The organism is Vibrio sp. SCSIO 43132, from assembly GCF_019904195.1.
Lineage (GTDB): Bacteria > Pseudomonadota > Gammaproteobacteria > Enterobacterales > Vibrionaceae > Vibrio > Vibrio nigripulchritudo.
On sequence record NZ_CP063199.1, the window covers coordinates 3357733 to 3378592 of the forward strand.

Annotated in this window: 16 protein-coding genes; 3 read left to right on the plus strand and 13 right to left on the minus strand. The window is 45.8% G+C overall.

Annotated features, from left to right (window positions below; genetic code table 11):
* Positions 1–176: 176 nt before the first annotated feature.
* The 9 genes from INR79_RS15025 to INR79_RS15065 all read right to left on the minus strand — a co-directional run bounded on the left by INR79_RS15025 (position 177) and on the right by INR79_RS15065 (position 9761).
* The gene (locus tag INR79_RS15025; RefSeq protein WP_223097030.1) at positions 177–1985 is read right to left on the minus strand and encodes an AMP-dependent synthetase/ligase; all 1809 of its coding nucleotides are present in this window, start codon (positions 1983–1985) and stop codon (positions 177–179) included.
* Between the two features lie 311 nt (positions 1986–2296).
* Complete coding sequence (gene leuO, locus INR79_RS15030; protein ID WP_223094914.1) at positions 2297–3256, minus strand: transcriptional regulator LeuO; 960 nt, start codon at positions 3254–3256, stop codon at positions 2297–2299.
* Positions 3257–3600: 344 nt separating this feature from the next.
* Positions 3601–4653, minus strand: coding sequence for an MJ1255/VC2487 family glycosyltransferase (locus INR79_RS15035; RefSeq protein ID WP_223094915.1), 1053 nt, complete (start codon positions 4651–4653; stop codon positions 3601–3603).
* 34 nt (positions 4654–4687) lie between these two features.
* Complete coding sequence (locus INR79_RS15040) at positions 4688–5212, minus strand: phosphatase PAP2 family protein (RefSeq protein ID WP_022551524.1); 525 nt, start codon at positions 5210–5212, stop codon at positions 4688–4690.
* A 136-nt stretch (positions 5213–5348) separates the two neighbouring features.
* Complete coding sequence (locus tag INR79_RS15045; protein WP_223094917.1) at positions 5349–6389, minus strand: porin; 1041 nt, start codon at positions 6387–6389, stop codon at positions 5349–5351.
* 109 nt (positions 6390–6498) lie between these two features.
* Positions 6499–7299 carry an SH3 domain-containing protein gene (locus INR79_RS15050; RefSeq protein WP_223094919.1) on the minus strand — a complete coding sequence of 267 codons (801 nt, stop codon included), beginning with the start codon at positions 7297–7299 and terminating at the stop codon, positions 6499–6501.
* A gap of 1 nt (position 7300) precedes the next feature.
* On the minus strand, positions 7301–8662 hold the full coding sequence (locus INR79_RS15055) for a sensor histidine kinase (protein WP_223094920.1): 1362 nt from the start codon (positions 8660–8662) through the stop codon (positions 7301–7303).
* Positions 8649–9311, minus strand: a complete 663-nt coding sequence (locus tag INR79_RS15060) for a response regulator transcription factor (protein WP_004401800.1) — start codon at positions 9309–9311, stop codon at positions 8649–8651. The genes INR79_RS15055 and INR79_RS15060 overlap by 14 nt, the downstream gene beginning before the upstream one ends.
* On the minus strand, positions 9312–9761 hold the full coding sequence (locus tag INR79_RS15065) for a hypothetical protein (RefSeq protein ID WP_223094922.1): 450 nt from the start codon (positions 9759–9761) through the stop codon (positions 9312–9314). It lies immediately after the preceding gene.
* A gap of 266 nt (positions 9762–10027) precedes the next feature.
* On the opposite strand from INR79_RS15065, the gene INR79_RS15070 reads away from it, so the two are divergent.
* Both INR79_RS15070 and INR79_RS15075 read left to right on the plus strand, forming a co-directional pair.
* Positions 10028–11086 carry a molybdopterin guanine dinucleotide synthesis B family protein gene (locus INR79_RS15070; protein WP_223094924.1) on the plus strand — a complete coding sequence of 353 codons (1059 nt, stop codon included), beginning with the start codon at positions 10028–10030 and terminating at the stop codon, positions 11084–11086.
* Positions 11083–12600, plus strand: coding sequence for an ABC transporter transmembrane domain-containing protein (locus INR79_RS15075; protein WP_223094926.1), 1518 nt, complete (start codon positions 11083–11085; stop codon positions 12598–12600). The genes INR79_RS15070 and INR79_RS15075 overlap by 4 nt, the downstream gene beginning before the upstream one ends.
* A 43-nt stretch (positions 12601–12643) precedes the next feature.
* Here INR79_RS15075 and INR79_RS15080 read toward each other — a convergent pair whose 3' ends face one another.
* The 4 genes from INR79_RS15080 to INR79_RS15095 all read right to left on the minus strand — a co-directional run bounded on the left by INR79_RS15080 (position 12644) and on the right by INR79_RS15095 (position 18829).
* Entirely contained in the window at positions 12644–13444 is an 801-nt protein-coding gene (locus INR79_RS15080) for an SH3 domain-containing protein (protein ID WP_022551531.1), read from the minus strand.
* Between the two features lie 301 nt (positions 13445–13745).
* The gene (locus INR79_RS15085; protein WP_223094928.1) at positions 13746–16856 is read right to left on the minus strand and encodes an efflux RND transporter permease subunit; all 3111 of its coding nucleotides are present in this window, start codon (positions 16854–16856) and stop codon (positions 13746–13748) included.
* A complete protein-coding gene (locus INR79_RS15090; RefSeq protein ID WP_223094930.1) occupies positions 16853–18163 on the minus strand; it encodes an efflux RND transporter periplasmic adaptor subunit in 1311 nt (436 codons plus the stop codon). Before INR79_RS15090 ends, INR79_RS15085 begins: the two co-directional genes overlap by 4 nt.
* A gap of 3 nt (positions 18164–18166) precedes the next feature.
* Positions 18167–18829 carry a TetR/AcrR family transcriptional regulator gene (locus tag INR79_RS15095; RefSeq protein WP_223094932.1) on the minus strand — a complete coding sequence of 221 codons (663 nt, stop codon included), beginning with the start codon at positions 18827–18829 and terminating at the stop codon, positions 18167–18169.
* 446 nt (positions 18830–19275) lie between these two features.
* Here INR79_RS15095 and leuA point away from each other — a divergent pair, with 446 nt between their 5' ends.
* Positions 19276–20829, plus strand: a complete 1554-nt coding sequence (leuA, locus tag INR79_RS15100) for a 2-isopropylmalate synthase (RefSeq protein WP_004401791.1) — start codon at positions 19276–19278, stop codon at positions 20827–20829.
* Positions 20830–20860: the final 31 nt, after the last annotated feature.

The following is a 20860-nucleotide window of genomic DNA, read 5'->3' on the forward strand; positions in this document are numbered from 1 at the left end:
ACCGAACGGCAAGACCCACCTAGAACAGCAGGTTTATCTAGCCTAAAAACCAAATTCGAACGAAAATTTTTTACAGATGTAACATTTTATGTTTCTCGTGACTGAGATGTGCAAACGGGAAAATCAAAAAAGCCTGCAAATTTGCAGGCTATTTTTGATAGAAAAGGTAGGCAGTTTTACTTTTTATTGGATATTTCAGTGTACATTTCTTCGATTTCGTCCTGGTATCGGTCATTAATGACCTTTCGACGAAGTTTCTGTGTTGGGGTCAATTCCCCTGAGTCCATAGAAAAAGCCTGTGGAAGCAGAGTGAATTTTTTCACCTGTTCAAATTTAGCTAGCTCTTTCTGCAACCCTTCAAGTCGGCTCTCAAACATTTCGACCACTTGTGAATGTTTGATGAGGTCCATTCGATCGTGATACTTAATATTCAGCTCTTTAGCGTGCTCTTCCAGAGCATCGAAGCATGGGACAATCAATGCAGATACAAACTTACGCGTATCTGCAATGACCGCAATTTGTTCAATAAAATGATCTTTGCCAATAGCGCCTTCAATCATTTGAGGGGCAATATATTTACCACCCGAGGTTTTCATCAGCTCTTTGATTCTATCGGTAATAAACAGGTTACCTTGGTCATCAAACTTACCAGCATCTCCTGTTTTCAGGAAACCGTGCTCATCGAATGTTTTCGCCGTCTCTTCCGGTAGCTTGTAGTACCCCTTCATCACCATAGGACCACGAACTAGAATTTCGTTGTTCTCACCTATTTTTACCTGTGCCCCAGGCATTGATGTACCGATAGAATCTGGATTGAACGTTCCGTCATCCCAGCATGAAATGGTTGCTGTGGTTTCTGTCATACCGTAACCCAGCTTTACATTGATGCCGATAGCGTGGAAAAAGCGACCAATGGTTTCGTCCAGCTTTGCTCCGCCACATGGCATAAAGTTTATTCGGCCACCAAGCAATGCGCGTAGCTTGCTCAATACCAGCTTGTCTGCCAGCTTATGGCTGCGCTGAAGCATGAATGAAGGCTTGGAATTTGTGCGCTTACACTCTGCCATCTTCGCCCCCATATTCACCGCCCAAGTGAATAGAATCTTGCGAATAAATGGCGCTTTCGAGACTTTTTCGTGAATGGCAGAGAAGATCTTTTCGTAGAACCGAGGAACCGCACACATGACTGTCGGGCGAATGTCTCCCAGAGCTTCGCGCACCTGCATCGTGTCTTTCAAATAGCAGTTGGTTGCGCCTTTGTAGAGCACGTAGAAAGTCCATGCACGCTCGAAAACGTGTGACAGAGGAAGAAAACACAGTGAAACATCTTGATTGGTCAGCCCCAAACGGCGATCGTGCCCTTCTAGCTGAGAGGCAATATTGGCGTAAGTCAGCATGACGCCTTTTGGTTGCCCTGTGGTTCCAGAGGTGTAAATTAGCGTGAGCAGATCATCCAGTTCCACTTCTTCGAGGCGTTTACCTAACTCGTCGGTTGGAGATGTAGCAGCCAATTCAGTAAAAGATGCCCAGCTCAAGCTTCGCTCACCTTCTTCCAGAACGATATCGTCGGTCATCGCGACCACCAGCTCTAGTTTCGGACATTCATGGAACACAGACATCGCAGCGTCGTACTGCTCCTGCTCACCTACAAACAGAACTTTTACGTCTGCATTATCGATGATATAAGCCGCCTGAGCTGCTGTATTGGTTGGGTAAATAGGCACTGTTACACCGCGTAACTGAAGGGTAGCGATGTCTGCAATAGTCCATTCAGGCATGTTGTTGGAATAGATGCCTACTTTATCTTGAACATCAATCCCACGTGAGAGTAACGCAAGTGATACTGCATCAACCTGTTCACCAAACGATTTCCAACTGATGCTTTCCCAGACATCCGAGACTTTGTGTTTGAGAGCGGTTTTAGCTCCGCCTTGAGCTATGCGCTCACGAATACACTTAACAATGTGTAAGTCTTTATTGAACATGTCTTTTACCTCTGACAGCGCCTCTGCTTCCATATCAGGCTCGGATGAATGGCATGTCCATTTGCCATCTTGTCGACTGTACTGAACTCAGTTCGACGGTGCATGTTTCCCTTGGTTTACAGAACCTCATTTGGGGATACACATGTAAGCTGAATAAGCCGCACAAGTGTACAAGCACGACAGGAAAAGGCAACTGATGCGGCGCAAGCTTTACTACATTTAATTGTAAAAACTATTAATAAAGATAAGAGGAGTGAAAAGAGTTGAGCTGAAAGAAAAAGCGTCGGGCTGAGCCGACGCTATAAAGTAAGTTAGTTCGCGGCAACCGCTTCGCCACAAATCATCATGAGTTGGTCACGCATCCAGATGTGTGCTTTATCTTTCTCACTGGATTCATGCCAGCTTAGGTAGCCAGAAATGTGCTTGTTTGCGACGGGCAGATCCAGGATTTTAACGTTCGACAGGTTAACCCCGTTCTCAACCAACCACCTTGGTGCAATTGAAATCAATTCAGACTGGCTGACTACATACAGAATATTACTGAGACTGGTGCCCTGATAGGCAGAACGACAGTCTAAGTCTTTATATGCCTGTTCTGAAAAACAGCGTACGCCGTTCACTTTTGATAGCGTGGCATGCATTTCTGCCTGCAGCTCTTCAATCGTTATACTCTCTTCAATGCGAGGATGAGAAGAAGATGCAACAACCACCAGCTCATCGCTGAAGATTTCTGTGCTGGCGTAACCCGCCTCTTCAAATTTCTCATAGTTAATCACAAAGTCGACTTCCTGGAAGCGCATTTTTTCTGCCAGTCCCGCATCGACATCCGACTCCATTTGCAGTTGGATACCTGGAGCCTGTTGGGCGATGCTGCTCATGATTGCCGGAGCAAAACGCACATCGCAAGGGCTGCTGATAGCTAAACGGAACAAGCGTGAAGAAGTAGAAGGGTTGAATACCGAACCCGGTAATTCATTGCGAATCAGTTGAAGAGCCTGACGGACAGGACCAAACAATTGACGAGCGCGTTGAGTTGGCTGAATACCACGCCCATGTCGCATGAACAGCTCATCATCAAACATGTTTTTTAAACGTGCCACTGCATTACTTACTGCTGGCTGCGACATACCTAAATTGTGTGCTGCTCGTGTAATGTTTTGTTCCTGCATTACTGCATCAAAAACGGTTAATAAATTCAGATCCACACCGCGTAATGTCGATTCCATTCGATAACCTGCAACAGCTTGAATCGCTTCATTCCTATTCGACATTGGGTCGCCTCTTACTTCTCAATAATGATTAAAAATAGGCATCAGCCTCGGTTAATCGAAAGCATTTACTGCACTAATGCTTGCGCTTTGTTTGAGAATATCTCGAAATACCATGCACACGACAAGTGGTTTAATATTAAATTATCATTTTTTAGCCTGACTAAATAATTTTCACAAACAATCAAATAGATAGGAGTCATCTAAAAAAAGCTAAAACTAAGAACTTCACTTATTTTGACAAAAGAAATTGCAAAAGTGAGACAAAACGCTCTCCTTCAACAAAGAGATAACCTGAAAAAGGAAAACGTTTGCGTTTTATTGAAAGGTCACAAAATGAAAGGACATTACCCTTGAATGGTAGCGTAGCTTGGATAGTCGACTTGATCCCAAAGTGAAGACCACAATTCCTGAACATTGTCCCAACGTCCCTGGATAATCCAGTTCACAATAGAAGTCGCTACGTCAGGGTAAGTGACTTTTTCTGCGCTTTGTTCATCCAGCCAGTTTCTCACTGCTGTTGGATCGAGGTAATCCATTGCCGAAGCCAGCCCAAGATACTCTAATGTTGCAACATTGCTTTGTTGCTCAAATTGTCCTTTAAGTGGTTTAAGCAGCAACTTCTTCCCTAGCGTTAACGCCTCTGACGGCAGTTCAAATCCTCCATTGGCAATTACACCAACACAAGACTTCAGGCTCTGTTGAAAATTGTCATGAGATAACGGGTGAAAGGTGATGTTTTCAATCATATGAGTGTGCTTGATTTCTGGGTGATAGCACTCAAAATGATGGTGGCTGAAACGATCAAGGAGCTCCCGAATATCAACCAGAGATTCAAATGGCAGATAAACCAGAATCGACATTCCGCTCTCCTCAGACAACCCAGATGTGGTGTGCACAATGGGAGGCAGGATCTGCTGATCAAAATGATACCAATGAAGCCCGATTGGAATATTGGTCGGGGCAAAGTAACGAATGATCCAGTGATCAAACCAGCGAGTGTCTTTTATCGGCACCTGATAACGGAAGGCATTTTGATGGCTCAGACCAATGCAAGGAACCTTCTGCTGTTTCGCAGCCCACGCCGATACAGGTTCAAAATCATTGATCACCAGATCGTAGTGGCTTAGATCTAATTCTTCGATCTCTTTTTTCAGATTCAGCAGGCTGTTTCGTACAATCGTCTGAGTGAGGTTTACTTTTCCATTTTGAGTGACAAAGCTCATCCCCTTGCGAGTTTGGTAATCACCGAATGCATCCATGGAAAAGTATTTGTCTTTGTCCCTGCCTGAAAAAAGAAAATCCACTTTCACACCGCGATCTTTAAAAGCGTGAGCCATGGCTCTGGCACGCGCGATATGACCATTTCCAGTGCCCTGCACGCCATACAATATTTTCATTCCCGTTTCTCTCCAAATCAAGGCGTCTGATAAATCAGATGTAAGCCACAATTGCAGCTTTTGCACAGGCGATACCTAAGCCTGCGCCTATAACGACATCTGTAATAAAATGCACACCTAACAAAATTCGAGACAACCCAATCAGCGCAGCCCAGCACACGGCAAATAAATAGAACTCTGGATAAAACTGCCCAACCAGTGTCGCCATAAGGAATGCGGCGGTTGTATGCCCAGAGGGCAAACTGTAGCGATCAGAAGGTGTAATAAATGCGGTCAGCAGGTCGCTTAATTCTTCGGGTCGGCGGCGCTTAAAGCTGTTTTTCAATATCCAGTAGATAGGAAGCTCAATCGCGAATGCTATAAGCCCTACTGCGAGAAAAAGAGCTCCGAAGTTTGGCTCAAGAAGCCAGAGAGCCAGCCCTAGAATGGCGTAAAGATGACCATCACCACTTTTCGATACCGCTTTGCTGATTTTCGCGACTTGAAGATTAAAGCGGTGTTGTAGACAAAAGTTTGAAAACGCCAGATCGAATCTGGCAATGGGTTGAATAGGTCTCATAGCCCGCCCCTGTTTTACCGTTTCATGCACAAAAATTAGGCGAGTAAGGTGACAACAAGGTGACGGGATGTTTGAAGTTCAATGACAAAACGCCCGAGTGAATTCCTGATCCAGAATTCAGAACTCGGGCATTATTTTAAAACTCGTAATGGGCACCTAGTGCGAACTGCCATTGGTCAGGCTTAGCAGCATCAAACCAAGAACGTTGAGATTCGGTATACAACTTAATGTTTTCAAAGCCTTTGTATTCCACCCCTAAGGTCGCCGATGTTTCCTTTCCTTCAGACAAGTCTTTTGACCCTTGAAGATTCTCTATGACGGAATACGCATGGAAGTGTTCTACCGCTTCCCATTTTATGCCGCCTCCGATGCCTACAGCCTGCCCGGTTTCAGAGTGGTCTTTTAGCTCGTAATGGCTGATCATCCCTGAGAATCGAACAGGATTGCCTCCCAACTCGGCTTTTTTTACTGCCGTCAAACCCATGCTGGTCGCATTGGCGTTTTCTTTAAAAGACGTCATCTGCACAGCGCCACGGAGGGCAATACCTGTCTCTTTGTCACGATAACGCGCCCCCACTGACCAACCATTATCAATTGCCTGATGTCTCGCCCCCACGGACTGGCTACCAACTCGTAAACGAATAGATTTATCGATACTGCGAGAAAAGTTGTACTGAGCCATCAATCGCCAGTCCCCAGAGTCTGTACGCACCGACAGCGTGCTAGGGTTACGTTGATTTCCTAATGATTCCCTGGTGATGTGTGCCGCCCCGCCTAACTTGTTTGAAAAGTCATAGTTATCGAGATCGTGAACCAGCGCCTCTTGCTTGCCGAAATCCACTTGACCAGCTTCATTTTTCAAACCCGCATACAAAAGCCGAACGGACAACAAGTCATCTGCACCCGTGTTTAAATGCGTACCAATTTCTATTTTGGAATAAACGCGGGCAAGTTCAGTATCCCAATGCCCTTTGATACCAAATCTGGAGCTGTCATCAGCCACTTTGAATTCCGAGGTATGACTCTGGTAACGCCCAATGACTTTTGCTTTACCATAAAAATCGGCTTGGTAGTCTTTTTCATCAATTAATGAAATATCAGCCGTGGCAGAAATACTGAAGCCAAGTAGTGCAGAACTAAGAAGGATTCGATTTGAGGAAAGAGAAAGTGCTTTCATGAAGATATTGCCTTGTCAGATAACTTAACCTGACGACATCCTAATCAAGCATGCCTGACAGAAAGCTGATTGGCGCTGTAAGCTTTCTGTCAGCTAAGGTGTGTTCGAGTTAAATAGCGCCACCTCTCACTTCAGGCGTTTCTATGTACCAGACATTACGTTGCTTACGGCAGGCTTTAAAGCCGCCCTCTGTCACATCCTCATTCTTTGCGAGTTCGTATACAAGGTTTCGGCAAATATAGATACCTAAAACGCCTTCAACGGGTACGTTAGCAACAGCTTCCGATTCTTTCTCGTGATAAGGGTACAAAAGTGGATTCGGCTGAGTCGCGAGAATACTGCGCTTAGAAACGTTACTTTTAACGTAATCTTTATGAACATAACCTCTAATAATGCCTTTTTGCTCAACCAGATACCAAGGTTCATCAAGCACTTGAGCCATCGCATTAAACACTTCTCCCTTGCTTAACAGACCCAGCTTCTCACCGTGAGTCCCCGGCTGCGCTCTCAGATTCAATTTGGTTTTGGAGCGGTAAGGGATATCCATAAACACCAAATCCGATTCGGTTTCCACACCTTTTTCGGTTGGTCGTTTCACTTCGATAGCCTGCCAGTCCTGTACTTCAGCCTGAATACTCCATCGGGCATAAGTGTTCTGGTCACGCCCGGTTAATAGCTGACTTGAGTCGGACTCAAGAGCTTGAGTGACCTGGCTGAGAAACTGATCACGGCTGGACTGGCTTAAATACAGATCGAGGTGATCGCTTATCTCCGTAACGCTTTTGGCGTGAGATTGCTTTACGTTACTCGCCACTTTTTCGATTTTGGATTGAGAAGACAATAACTGGCACCCAGACATTAGGGTGCCCACCGCAAATAAGGAAACGGCTTTAAATACTGTTAACTTCATTCTATTCCTTTTCATCAGGATACCCTCCTGGAAGTTTGATCTGGAAACGCGCACCTCCCAGATGCGAATCATGCAAAGACACGGATCCGCCATATAACATCACAACATCTTGAACAATATGAAGACCAAGCCCTGTTCCTTCTGTCGTTTCATCCAAACGCTGACCCGGTTTGAACACGGAGTTTTTATTCTCATCGGAAATACCAGGACCGTCATCATCAACTTGAATCGTCACTTCATACTCAAAGGCGCTTACATCAACAAACACCTTGTTTGAAGACCATTTACATGCGTTATCAATGATATTGCCCAGTACTTCCTCCAGATCGTGTTGATCGCCTTTGAAGTACAAATCAGAATGGCAGCGGAAGCTCAAATCCAACGGTTTGGTCTTATAGAGAAGCTCCATTGAGAACAAAATGTCACTCAGGCTTTCCGCAATATTTGTCTGAGAGGCAAGGTGATTCATTGAGCCAGCTAGACGCGCGCGTGAAAGGTGCGTCTGAGCATTCTGAGAGAGTTTATCTAACTGCTCCGCCATGACTTCAGCGGAATTCGCATCCAGTCGCTGGAGTTCGTTTCGCAATACAGACAGCGGGTTTTTAAGCGCGTGGGCGAGGTTTGAAGCCTGCAGGCGTGAGCGTTCCAAAATGGAACTGTTGTGCTTGAGCAGGCTATTCAGTTCGTTCACCACATCTTGCAATTCTGTTGGTAGCTCGCGGTCAATTTCGCTTTGTTTGCCCTGACGAATTTGAGCGATTTCTTCACTGAGTTCTCTGACCGGGCTCAGAATGATCCGTACCTGCCGAAAGACGGAATACCCCATAACAGCAGCGAGCAATAGCAATATCCCGACCAGAGGCTTGGCAAATGCAAGTACATCCTCATTTATGTTAGATATAGGTCCCGCCACAATGAACTGTAATCTCTGATTAGCATGAGAAAACTGAATTGTCTGAATGCCCGCCCGAAGCTCCTGCAGTGGTCCTTCAAACTCGCTCCAGTGGTATTTCTGCTCTCCGTCAAACGTTGTGAGCGGAGTAGGAAGGTCACTATACAGTGACAAGGACTGATGAAGTACCTGATTGTCCGAGCCTAAAATTTGCCAGTACCACCCGGACAAAGGTTGATTAAATCTCGGGCTGTTAGGTTGCCATAACAGCTCAAGTTTGCCAGAGGGTGAAACCTCTGCCGCTGCAACCAGATCATGCAGCTGAGACTGAACTGCATCATCAAAGCGCTTTTGAATGTAGTACTCAAAAACCACTAACAGAAGCGCACCTACTAGCGCTAACGCGACCAGATACCAGCTCAGCGCCGTTTTTAATACTGTGTGGGTTAATGAGACGTTAGCCTTGCTCATTCAGTTGGTATCCCAGTCCACGACGCGTCTGAATGTGTTGCGTGCCCATTTTTTTACGGACCCGATTCACCAGTACTTCAATTACGTTAGAGTTGTGCTCAAAATCCATCTGGTATAGGTGTTCTGTGAGCGTGGCTTTAGAGACCACTTCACCCTGATGATTAATCAGATAAGCCAGCAGTCGGTACTCTAATGAGCTTAGGTCCAGATGAGCGCCTTTAAGAGTAGCGCGTTGAGTAGCGGTATCGACCTCAATGTCTCCACATTTCAGTACAGAGCTGGCATGCCCATTTGAACGACGAACCAATGCTTCTATCCGGGCAAGCAGCTCTTCCATTTCAAATGGCTTAACCAGGTAATCGTCTGCACCCGCTCTGAGACCCGTGACTTTTTCACGCCAGGTATCGCGTGCCGTCAGAATGATGACTGGCATTTTATTTCCCGCCCTGCGCCATTCCGTCAATACACTTAATCCATCTTTACCAGGCAACCCCAAATCAAGAATCGCAATGTCATACTCTTCGGTATCGCCCTGAAACCATGCATCGTTACCGTCATGAGTCACGTCAACAATAAAACCATGCCCCGTCAAAGCTTCTGAAATTTGCTCTGCCGCCTGGATGTTGTCTTCTACTACTAGTGCTCTCATTTAATCGTCGTCGCTGTCATTGTCGTCATCGTTGTCATCATCATCGTCGTCATCACGATCACTGCTTCCTCCTGATGATCCACCACTGCCATTTCCATCATTACCAGAGTCACCGCTGCTGCCGGAGTGGCTTCTGTCTGAACTACCTCCACTGGCGAAAGAAGGTTTGTCTTCAGCGATCAGTTCAAACGTATCGGCATCGTATATACGAGTGACCACACGTCCTCGTGAATCCAGTACTTTTAATTCAAATGATGGCTGGCATTCGTTAGTGCTTGCAGAAGCTTTTAGCAAGGTTTCCCCTGCTTCTTTCGCTTCCGCTTTCTTGCTCTTCATGAATTTGAAAAACGAGCTTGCAGAAGGCTTTGCATTACAATTCGCCGCTACTGAGTTGTGAAACCCAGTAGAAAGCAAAAGAAGAATGCAGAGCGTGGCAGAGCGTTTTTTCAATTCATTTACCTGTATGGTGAGATTTTTCAGCGTTCAACTTACCCACTGTAACCTTACGAAGAGCTTACAGCGACCATTAAATCATGCTTCTGTTATAGCAGAAAAAAGAAAGAGTAAGAAAAATTAACTCATAAAATCATAAAGTTAAAGCTTGATTCTCAAAGCTTACCAAAACCTTACATCACTTATCAGCTAATCGTCAGTTAGCCCCTTCTAGAATGGCTCCCCGTTGAAGCAACACATCGAATTTATTCCTGGAGAGAACCATGATTTCACTAAACCAATCTCAACGTATCCTTGCTGCTAAGCGTTCTTTTGTTACTCGTCGTGTTCCTGAAGAACTCATGCAGACTTTGGTCACGGGCATTCAAACGCCAAAAGCAGGCGACTTGGTATTAGCTAAAGTCACATTACTTGGGCATCACAAACGCAGTGAACGTGTAGATGGACGTCGAGCTTCATTATTTGAAGGCGACGAGGTTATTCTGGCTTATGGTAACCGCTACGCACCTGACCAGTTTGAAGCGGTAGTACCTGATTCATTGCAAGCCTGCCACATGGTCGCGGCAGGTGGTATCGCAGGCACTGCACTTAGCTGGCACGACAAAATTGATTTCCCGACCGAGATCCGCCCTATTGGCTTGGTTGGCACTGCGGAAGGCAAAGTCATCAACTTAGCTGATTTCAAAGTTGAGCCTCAGATAACTAATCACAAAGTGCCAAATGTAGTTGTCGTCGGCACGTCTATGAATGCTGGTAAAACCACTTCAGCAGCACACATCATTCACGGTTTGAGCAAAGCGGGCTATCAGGTTGGTGCAATGAAAGTTACTGGCACCGGAGCAGGTGGCGATTTATGGCTTATGCAAGACGCAGGTGCGCATTCTGCTATCGACTTCACTGATGCAGGCTACCCAACTTCCTTTAAAGTGGAATTGAATGAACTCAATCAGATCGTCGATACATTATCTGCTGAACTCATCGACCGTGGCTGCAATGCCATCGTAGTTGAAATAGCGGATGGTGTGTATCAACGTGAAACTCGCGCCTTATTGCAAAATCCTGATTTTAAAGCGAACTACAGAAACATAGTATTCACCGCTCGTGAATCTTTAGGTGCAACATCCGGAGCTCAATGGCTAACAGACCAGGGTTATTATGTTCCAGCAATAAGCGGCATGATTTGCGCGTCTCCGCTTGCACACCGAGAAGCCGCTAAGCAAATCGACGTCCCTGTGTATAACCTTGAGCAACTTGTCGAACCTCAAATCGCACAGTCATTACTCAACATGCCCGCTCAATCTGAAGAGAAACTGACGGCATGAAATTAGTGCCACTAAGCCAGGGAATACGTGTTCGCTGGCTTTTTTCTTTGATATTTATCGGGATCATCATCGCCTCACTGAATGTGTCTAGCATGTTGATGCTCAAGCAATTGTGGCAAAGTAACTGGGACATCACGCTGTTGCTCATGTTCCTTGGCATCGCATTAGGCATATTGGCATTTAGTCTTGTGGAAGCTTTTTGGGCAGAGAAGCTAGGTCAGCATTATGTGAAAGAGGTACGACATCAGCTCTACACGGTGTTGATGTCCGCCCCTGAATACCGGGCTCCTAAAAGACTCGGGGTGATGATGACCCGACTTATCACAGACAGTAGCAATATTAAAGACTGGGCCAGTCAGGGAGCGGCGAAGCTGGTTACGCATAGCTGTTCCATCATTGGGTATTTAGGCCTGCTCGTCACATTGTGGGGGAATTCGGGCATATTGATTACTGGGGTTACTCTCTGCGCCCTGCTAGTAGGACTATTGTTAAGCCCCAGTCTTTTTGAGCTGGCTCGCGAGCTTCGCCGAGATCGCGGTCGGCTAAGCGGTCACCTGTGCGAACGGATAGTTTCCTATCGATGTGTCAATCAATTCCGTCAGATCAGACGAGAAGGCAGTCGGCTGAATCGAGCCAGCGACAAGTTAGCTCTGACCTCTATTCACGAAACCGTTGTTCAAACCGCCCTAACCCAACAAACTTCTGTCTGGCTGCCTGTCACTTTAGCGTGTCTGCTACTTACCTCTGTGTGGCAAGACAAGATTCAGGCAGAAGACCTGGCTACACTACTCCTGATCCTCGGATTGCTGTTCCACTCATTGCGGGAAGTTCTGCTCAGTTGGGGGTATGCGATTACCTATATCGTTGCGAAACGTCGGCTTGAAGCCGCCATGTCAGAAGCCGTAAAAATTTCACCTCATCGAAACAATCGATTGAGTCACAGAGAAGCCCACAGCATTAAACTGAAGAATCTCAGATTATGTGAACATGATGAAGCCGTTAACGTGGATTTATCTCAAGGGGAAGTTATTCATCTAACGGACTGGGAGCAAAATAAGCGCTCTCAGTTAAGTGAAGTGATAACCCGACACAGTTTGCCATTTGACGGAAATATAGTGATATCACGTCGAAGACTGGACTGGTTAAGCCCAGAAAGCCTATCTAAGAGCATCATTCATATCCAAGAAAGAAGTCAGCTTTTTCGCGGAACGATTTTAACTAATGTTCGATACGGCAGACGTAAAGCCACAGATAAAGAAATTCGCCGAGTATGTCACTTGGTCGATATTGATACAGAGAAACTCAGCCAGCCTGTACGGGAGTTCGGCTTAGGTCTGGAGCCTGAAATGAAAGATAAGATATTGGTTGCGAGAGCGCTTTTGCTAGAGCCAAGATTACTCATCATAGACCGGTTATCGATATGTCAGAACAGATCTCTGATTGACACCTTATCGAGTTTTGCTAGTCAGGAAACGTTCACATTGTTTATTACACATTCTGTTTCCGATACATAAAAAAGGGAAGCCACTGGCTTCCCTTTTTAAAATTCGGTCGAGGTTATTCCGATACTTTAACGATTCGGGCACTGCCTTCTTCGATGTACCATGTACCTTGCTGCTTCTGACATGCCGTAAACTCACCTTGCTGTGCTTTCTCTTCACGAGAAAATGAGTACTGCAAATCTCGGCAAACAAACGTGCCTTCCAACGTTGTTGTCTCGACATCAGAGCTTTCAAACGTTGTTATACCAACCTTAGACACAATTAAATCTTGCTGCGGACCCGCTGGCTGGATGTAATCATGATGAACGTAGCCACGTACGTTACCTTCCTGCTCTACCAACACCCATGGTTTACCGCTCGCCTGAGCTAAAACATTAAATTCCTCACCTTTGATAAGCTGACCAATCTTCTGGCTGGATTGGCGAGGACCAGAACGCAGGTTTAGCGCAGTGGTGGTTTCGTATGAGACACCTACAAACACCAAACTTTGGGTAGTATCAACAGAATTTTCTACAGGGTATTCCACCTGAACAGATTGAACTTCCGGCGATGCAACTTTAATGAGCCATTTCGCAGCAGTCGCAGAGTCGATGCCTTGCCATTCGCTTGTTCCCTGAGATTCTAAAGCTTCGATAGATTGCTTAAGGAACTGGTCACGCGCTTGCTGGCTGAAGAATTCATCAAGCTGAGTGCTAATAAGACCAGAACTGGAGCTACCTGAAACATTACTTGTCTGTGATGCTTCTGAGCCTTTACCAGTGCTCTGACATCCTGTCAGCAGGATCAACCCTGCGCACCCGATAAGACTTTTAATTGAAAGTGGGCGTAATTGAAATTTTCGGTTCTGCCATGACATTGATATGGGGTCCTTATATTTTCTGTTCGGCAAGCGGTGTGTTACTTGCGTCAATACGCATTTCATCCGATCCATGCTCTATGCGATTTTCTTCGCCAGCCCAGCAAAAGAAATACCGCAAAGCCAGTGAGCAACAGGTTTGATATGCATTAAATCAGCCATCGTAACATATGCATATGGTGTATTTACATACTATTGATATTCAAGTGCAACAAACATCAAAATATTTTTTTTTAGAGTCAAATCACGAGGAAGGGGGACGATGTCCCCCTTATTACTTTCTCATTTATATTTGGCAATATTATGACGAATGTATCTCATCATGTTTATGCACAAGACCGAAGTCTGCTAAAACGGCATACGCGGCTGGAATCATAAATAAAACCAATAAGGTAGAGGTAAATATACCAAACACGATTGATATCACCAGTGGCTGGATTACCTGTGCCTGTAAACTGGTTTCTGTGAGCAAAGGAAGTAAGCCTGCTGCGGTTGTCATCGAAGTTAAGAATACAGCTCGAAATCTTTCCCGACTGGCTTTCACCACAGACTCATGAACACTGTCTCCTTCATCGACATGATGCCGTATGTATTGAACCAGAAGAATCGAATCGTTCACCACGATGCCCGCTAAAGACACAAATCCCATAATGCTTGGCATGCTCAATGAATGACCCAGCAGGAAGTGCCCCCAAATAACACCGATGAGAGCCAATGGGATCGCGATCATCACCACAAATGGTTCCAGATAACTGCGGAACTGATAACTCAGAATCACGAATACACCGAAAAGTCCCAGCAAGAAGCCGCTTGCAATAGAGCTTCCGGTTTTGGCTGCGTCTTTTGCTTCCCCTTCAAAGTCGAATCTCAACCCTGGGTACTTACTCATCAACAGCGGAGCTTCATCCGCTCGGAACTGATTAATGATTTCAGATGAGCTGGCTTTCGCGTTATCGACATCGCCATACACACTGATGGTTCTCAACCCATCTATGCGCTGGATTCGAACATAATTACGCTGAAAACTTAACGTTGCGATAGCACCCAGCGGAATTTGAGAGCCATCCGACTTTATGATTGGGAAATTCGCGAGCTGCTGCAAATCCCCAGCCTGTTTCTTATCAAGCTGAACTTCTATTTTGATGTTTTCTACACCAATCTGGATTTCATCGGCAGTCTGCCCGAAAAAAGCGGCGCGAAGCTGACCTGCAATCATCTGCCCGTTTATTCCAAAGGTTTCAGCGCCGGGACGAAGTTTCACCAACACTTCTTCTTTGCCAAGCCTCATATCATCGAGCACACCGTGAACGCCATCAAATTCGTTCAGGTAATTCTGGATTTCGACAGACGCGGCTTTTAGTGCTTCCAGATCGTCATGCTTAGCGCGAATTTCGATGGCACGACCACCCGGCCCCACTGTTGGCTGTTTAAAGACAAGCGAAACAGGCTGCGCCAGTTCTCCAACTTCGTTACGCCAGGCGTCAACAAAATCATCAATCAGCGCATTTCGGGTCTCTGCTCCCAAAAGGTCAAGACGAACGGTTGCTAAATGCGGTCCGGATTCATCCGCATCGGCGTTCATGTTGTAACTGCTGGTAATGTGCTGAACTAATGTGCGTCCACCTTCCACCCGTTCGCTCCAGTCTTCATTCAACTTTTCAGCAGCAAGTACGATTTTATCGACCACTGCTTCTGTCTGACCCAGTGAAGCACCCGGAGGAAGAATAATTCGGGCTTCCGCGATGTCTCCGTCCAGATCCGGGAACGGGACAAATTTCACTACCCCACCGGCTATCAGAGCGATGGAGGCAAGTAAAGTTGCCAACACTCCCCCAAGAAAAGCGTATCGCCATTCCACCACTTTCGAAACTGCGGTCACCAATTTGGTATTGCGAAAATGTTCAAATCGCTCCAGCAAAACGCGTTTGAATTTGAGTGGCGGGCGATCGTTTTTCTGTTTGTGCAACGAGTGAGAGAGGTGATTGGGAAGTATCAGGAAAGCTTCCACCAAACTCAGGCAAAGAACCAGAATCAATACTTGCGGAACCGCTCGTAGTACGGCTCCCATCTCGCCTTCCAAAAAGAGGAGGCTACCAAAGATGCACACCGTGGTCAGGAAGGAAGACAATACCCCAGGGAAAACTTTGCGCACACCGTTATAGACAGCTTCATCGACACTCTGACCTCGATCGAGGTGAGACGCTATCGACTCTGCGATCACAATGGCATCATCCATCATTATCCCAATTGCCATGAGTAACCCGACCAAAGACATAATATTGATGGAAAGACCAAGGTTTGCCATTAAGAACATTCCGCCGAGGAATGCTACCGGAAGACCGGCTGCGACCCAGAACGAATACCGAAAGCTGAAAAACAGCCACATGGTCGCGAACACCAGAATGATTCCCTGCCAACCATTATTCAGCATCATGCTAAGGCGATCCCAGAGTACGGAAGACATGTCATTCGTCAGTTCCAGTGTTACGCCATCTGGCGCAATCAATCGCTGATCTTCAACAAACTTCACCACCTGATCTTTGATTCTTAACGCATCGTCGGCTTTGTTTTTACTGATTTTCAATACTGCGGACGGCTTTCCATCAAACAGGATCTTCTGCTCATCCAGTTCGAACCGATCTGTAATAGTGGCAATATCCGCCAAGCGAATCACACTGCCGTTTGAGGCTGAACCAACCACAATCTGGCTGAGTTCCTCAGGGGTGACTCGGCGTTCATCAAAGCGAATCAGGAAGTTTTTATCTGGCGTTTCAATGTTGCCGCTGGGTAACTTGACGTTTTGTCGACCAATCTGATCGGCAATTTCCCCAACACTCAACCCCAACTGCCTGATGGCAATCGTATCCAGTTCAACTCGGTACTGGTGGTCTGAAAAACCGCTGACATCCACCAAGGACACACCATAATCCAGTTTGAGAGTGCGTTTGAGCTGCTCCGCATAAGCTTTCAATTCTGGCCAGGTCGTGTCTGCGGTGATCGCCACATCAACCACGGGTTCATTCCAGTCCATCTCACGTACTACAGGCGATTCAATTTCGTCTGGGAAATCGTTAATGGAGTTGATCTGAGTCTGAACGTCCACCAGCATGCGTCCAATGTCTGCCCGCTCATCAAGTTTTAGAATTAAGCGAGCAGAACCCTCAATCGCTTCACACCGGGTTTCTTCAATATTGGCAAGCCCGTCAACTGCATCTTCCATACGAACACAGAGACTTTCTTCCACTTCCTGAGGGGAAGCCCCGGGATAAACAACCCCCGCCATAATGTAAGGAGGAGAGAATTCCGGAAAGGTTTCTCGCTTTAGTTTAGGCAATGATGTTAACCCAATGATCAACAACGCGAGCATCAGCAGGTTAGCGGCAGTCGGGTGTCTGGCAAAAAATCGTATCATTCTCTTGCCTCCGAATTACTGTTGGATTTCAGTTGCATGCCTTCAATAGCGGGAAGCAAGTCGTTCAAAATGAGTAACTCTCCCTGTTCAATGTCCCCTTCGATCACCACCTTATTGTCGCGACGGTACAAAACAGTAACAGGTTGAATTCTGAGTGTGCTGTTTTGATCTTTGAGGTAGATTCGAGAACCATGAAGCGCGCGTTCAGGGATCACCCAGCTTGGGTTTTCCTGCCCGATAATTTCTGCTTTGACGAACATGCCATTCACCAGAGGGGGCGAATTTTGGGGTTTGAGATCTCGATAGTCTTGCTCGATTTCTAGTATGACGCCTACGGTAGCCTGATTTGGGTCAACGGTTTCACTGACTCGCGTTAATCTCGCGTCCCATTTCGCGGCTAAGCTCCCGCTCGTCAGCTCGATACTGGCTGAGATCGCATCCGTATCCGGGTTTGGAACACCATTTTCATCCCGTTCAAATTCACCCAAGCTGTAAATCAAAGTTCGCATGTCGTGAATTGCGAGCTGGGCTTCCACTTCCATGATTTTCACACCGTGAGCCACAACCATTGTCTGCTGCAAGTTAACCACTTGGTTCACTTCAATATCGACTTTAGAAATTCTCATATCCTGAGGCAGAATTACCGAGGTTTTTTCCAGTGAGCGTTGCGCTTCTTTCAGCTTGGATTGATTCACTTTTACCAGTGCATGAGAGACTTTTCTTTCATCAGGAAACAATGCAAGTTGGTTTTGAATATCCTGAACCAGTTTCTGCTGAGACAAATAAGATTGGTTTTGCTGGTCCACATCAGATTGCGAAGTCAGCCCTTTCTTTCTTAGATTTTTCTTACGTTCAAGTTCAGTCTTACTGATCGCCAGTCGGTTTTCTTCGATCTTTAAAGTGCTGGTCAAATTGGTCTGTTCAAGATCGAGTTTTGCTAACTTTGTCTGACTGGAACTGAGATCAGCCTCTGCCTGAGCAAGTTTCAGCTCGTAGTCGAGAGGGTCAATGCGCAAAATTTCAGTTCCTGCTTTCAGCATTCTGCCGTTTTCAAGCTGCGGATGACGGTACACCACTTTTCCAGATACCTCTGCAATGGCTTTCCACTCCAGTTTCGGTGTGACAGTTCCGAAGCCGATAACAGCAGGCGCCATTGATTTGAGTTCCAGTGGCATCGTTTCAACCAGACGGGAACGATCACCTGCTGGCTTGGTTGAAGGTGTCGGTCGTAAGTTAATCGCTAGAATAAGGATGACAATGCCAACAGCCAGTACTGGGAAAAACAGCAACTTGCGTTTTAAAGCCATAAGTTACTCCTCGTAATTTTGATCTTGTTTTTCAGAAGGTGAAATTAAAAAGCCTCGGGACAATAGTTGCAGGTTGTGCTCTAGCAGCCGTGCTAGAAAGTCCTCGTCCAACGACACTTCGTGAATTTTTAACAATTGGGGAGGGGCAATAAACGGGAACACCATTAAGCTGATGTAACTGACTTTGCAAAGCAAAGGATCAAGGTCCGGTTTTAATACACCATTACTTTGAAATTTATGGAATATCAGTTGCTGCGCCGGCATAGCGATTTCCATAAATACTTTTTCCATCAGTTTTCGCTGTACTGCACTTTCTTCCATCATCATGATTCTGCAGACCAGCCGAGGAAAATCAGGGATTTTTGACATCATGCCGTAGTAGGTTTTCATGATGCCGAGGAAATCTTCGTCACTGCTTGTTTCCTTGATGGTTTGTCCAATGTGCTCCTTCATTGGCGCTAAGGTTTCTCGCAACATGGTTTCAAACAATCCATCCTTGCTACCGAAGTAGTAGCGAATCATCGCCATGTTCACGCCTGCTTTTTCTGCCAGCAGGCGAGTGGACACTTTCTCATAAGGTTGCTGAGTAAAGAGTTCACGCGCTTTGAGAATAAGCTTTTCTCTTGCATTGGTTTTTTCTGCAGGACGCCCGACTTTACGGCTCATTTCTATCTCCAGAATTAATCATCCGAATAATTATAGGAGCCAAAATTTAAACAAAACAGCAGAATAATTAATCATTATTTAATCATTTGATTAATTTCCTCCTTGAGCGATTCTCTTATACAACATGCTTCTTTTTGAGGATTTCTCTTATTAACTGATCCGATATGAAGAAAAAATCAACGAAAGGGTTGACGCACCATCAGGAGTACGGTACTAATTTGTTAACTTAATTTTGTGGAAATGTTTTTACATGACATCTCGTTTTTCTATCCTGCTTAGCCTCCTCCTTATCGTGATTCGATCGCGCGGGTAGGCAGTGGAAGAAAAATAACCACACAGATTCTTAAAACCCGCATTCAAATGCGGGTTTTTTTATAACTTAAGAAAATAAAAAATCGGCATCTGCGGACAGAAAACGATTAACCAACAGGAAAAGGACAGCAAACATGAGCGATCAGGTCATTATTTTCGATACAACTTTGCGTGATGGCGAGCAGGCACTATCAGCAAGTTTAACTGTGAAAGAAAAACTGCAGATCGCTTACGCACTCGAAAGATTGGGTGTCGACGTGATTGAAGCGGGCTTCCCGGTATCTTCTCCTGGCGATTTTGAATCCGTACAGACCATTGCTAAAAATGTTAAAAACAGCCGTATCTGTGGTCTTTCGCGTGCCGTTGCGAAAGACATTGATGTGGCTGCCGAAGCTTTGAAAGTCGCCGAAGCGTTCCGTATTCACACCTTTATCTCTACTTCTACCGTTCACGTTCAGAACAAATTGCGTCGTGACTACGAAGACGTCATAGAAATGGGCGTTCAAGCAGTTAAGCGAGCTCGTAAGTACACCGACGATGTTGAGTTTTCTTGTGAAGATGCAGGACGAACGCCAATCGATAACTTGTGCCGTATGGTGGAAGCTGCCATTGATGCAGGTGCGAGCACCATCAATATCCCAGACACTGTGGGCTACACGGTTCCAGGTGAGTTTGGTGCCATCTTTGAAACCCTGTTTAATCGAGTTCCGAATATCGATAAAGCGGTAATTTCAGTGCATTGTCACGACGACTTAGGTATGTCAGTGGCTAACTCAATTGCGGCAGTTCAGGCTGGAGCGCGCCAGATTGAAGGCACCATTAATGGTATTGGTGAACGTGCGGGTAACTGTGCACTAGAAGAAGTGGCGATGATCCTTAAAACACGCGCCGACTTGCTGAATGTAACCACCAATATCAAGAGCGAAGAAATTTACCGCACCAGTAAATTGGTGAGTCAGCTTTGTAATATGCCGATCCAGAGTAACAAAGCAGTGGTAGGGGCGAACGCATTCAGCCACTCTTCAGGTATCCACCAGGATGGCATGATCAAGAGTAAAAACACTTACGAGATCATGACTCCAGAATCAGTCGGTCTAAAGAATCAGGCGCTAAATCTAACCAGCCGAAGCGGTCGTGCCGCGGTTAAGAACCACATGGATACCATGGGGTACAAAGAAGACGAATATAACCTGGACACGCTTTACGCCGATTTCCTGAAACTTGCTGATCGCAAAGGTCAGGTTTTCGATTACGACCTGGAAGCATTGATGCACTTTGCGAACTTGCGCGAAGAAGACGACTACTTCAAGTTGAATTACCTAAGCGTGCAATCTGGCAGTGTCATGGCGACCACTAGCATCAAGCTGCAATGTGGCGATGAAGAAAAGAGCGAAGCTGCGGTTGGTAATGGCCCTGTCGATGCGCTTTACCAATGCATTTACCGAGTAACGGGTTACGACATCGTTCTGGATAAATTCGATCTCACTGCCAAAGGTGAAGGTGAAGATGGCTTAGGTCAGGCAGACATCATCGCTAACTATAAAGGCAGAAAATACCACGGAACTGGGGTATCTACCGATATTATCGAAGCCTCTGGTCAGGCTCTATTGCATGTAATTAATAGTATTCATCGTGCAGACCAAATTGCTGACATTAAGCAGAAAAAAGATAAGATAGAGACAGTATAAAAATACAACGAGAGCGACATAAATAAGCACA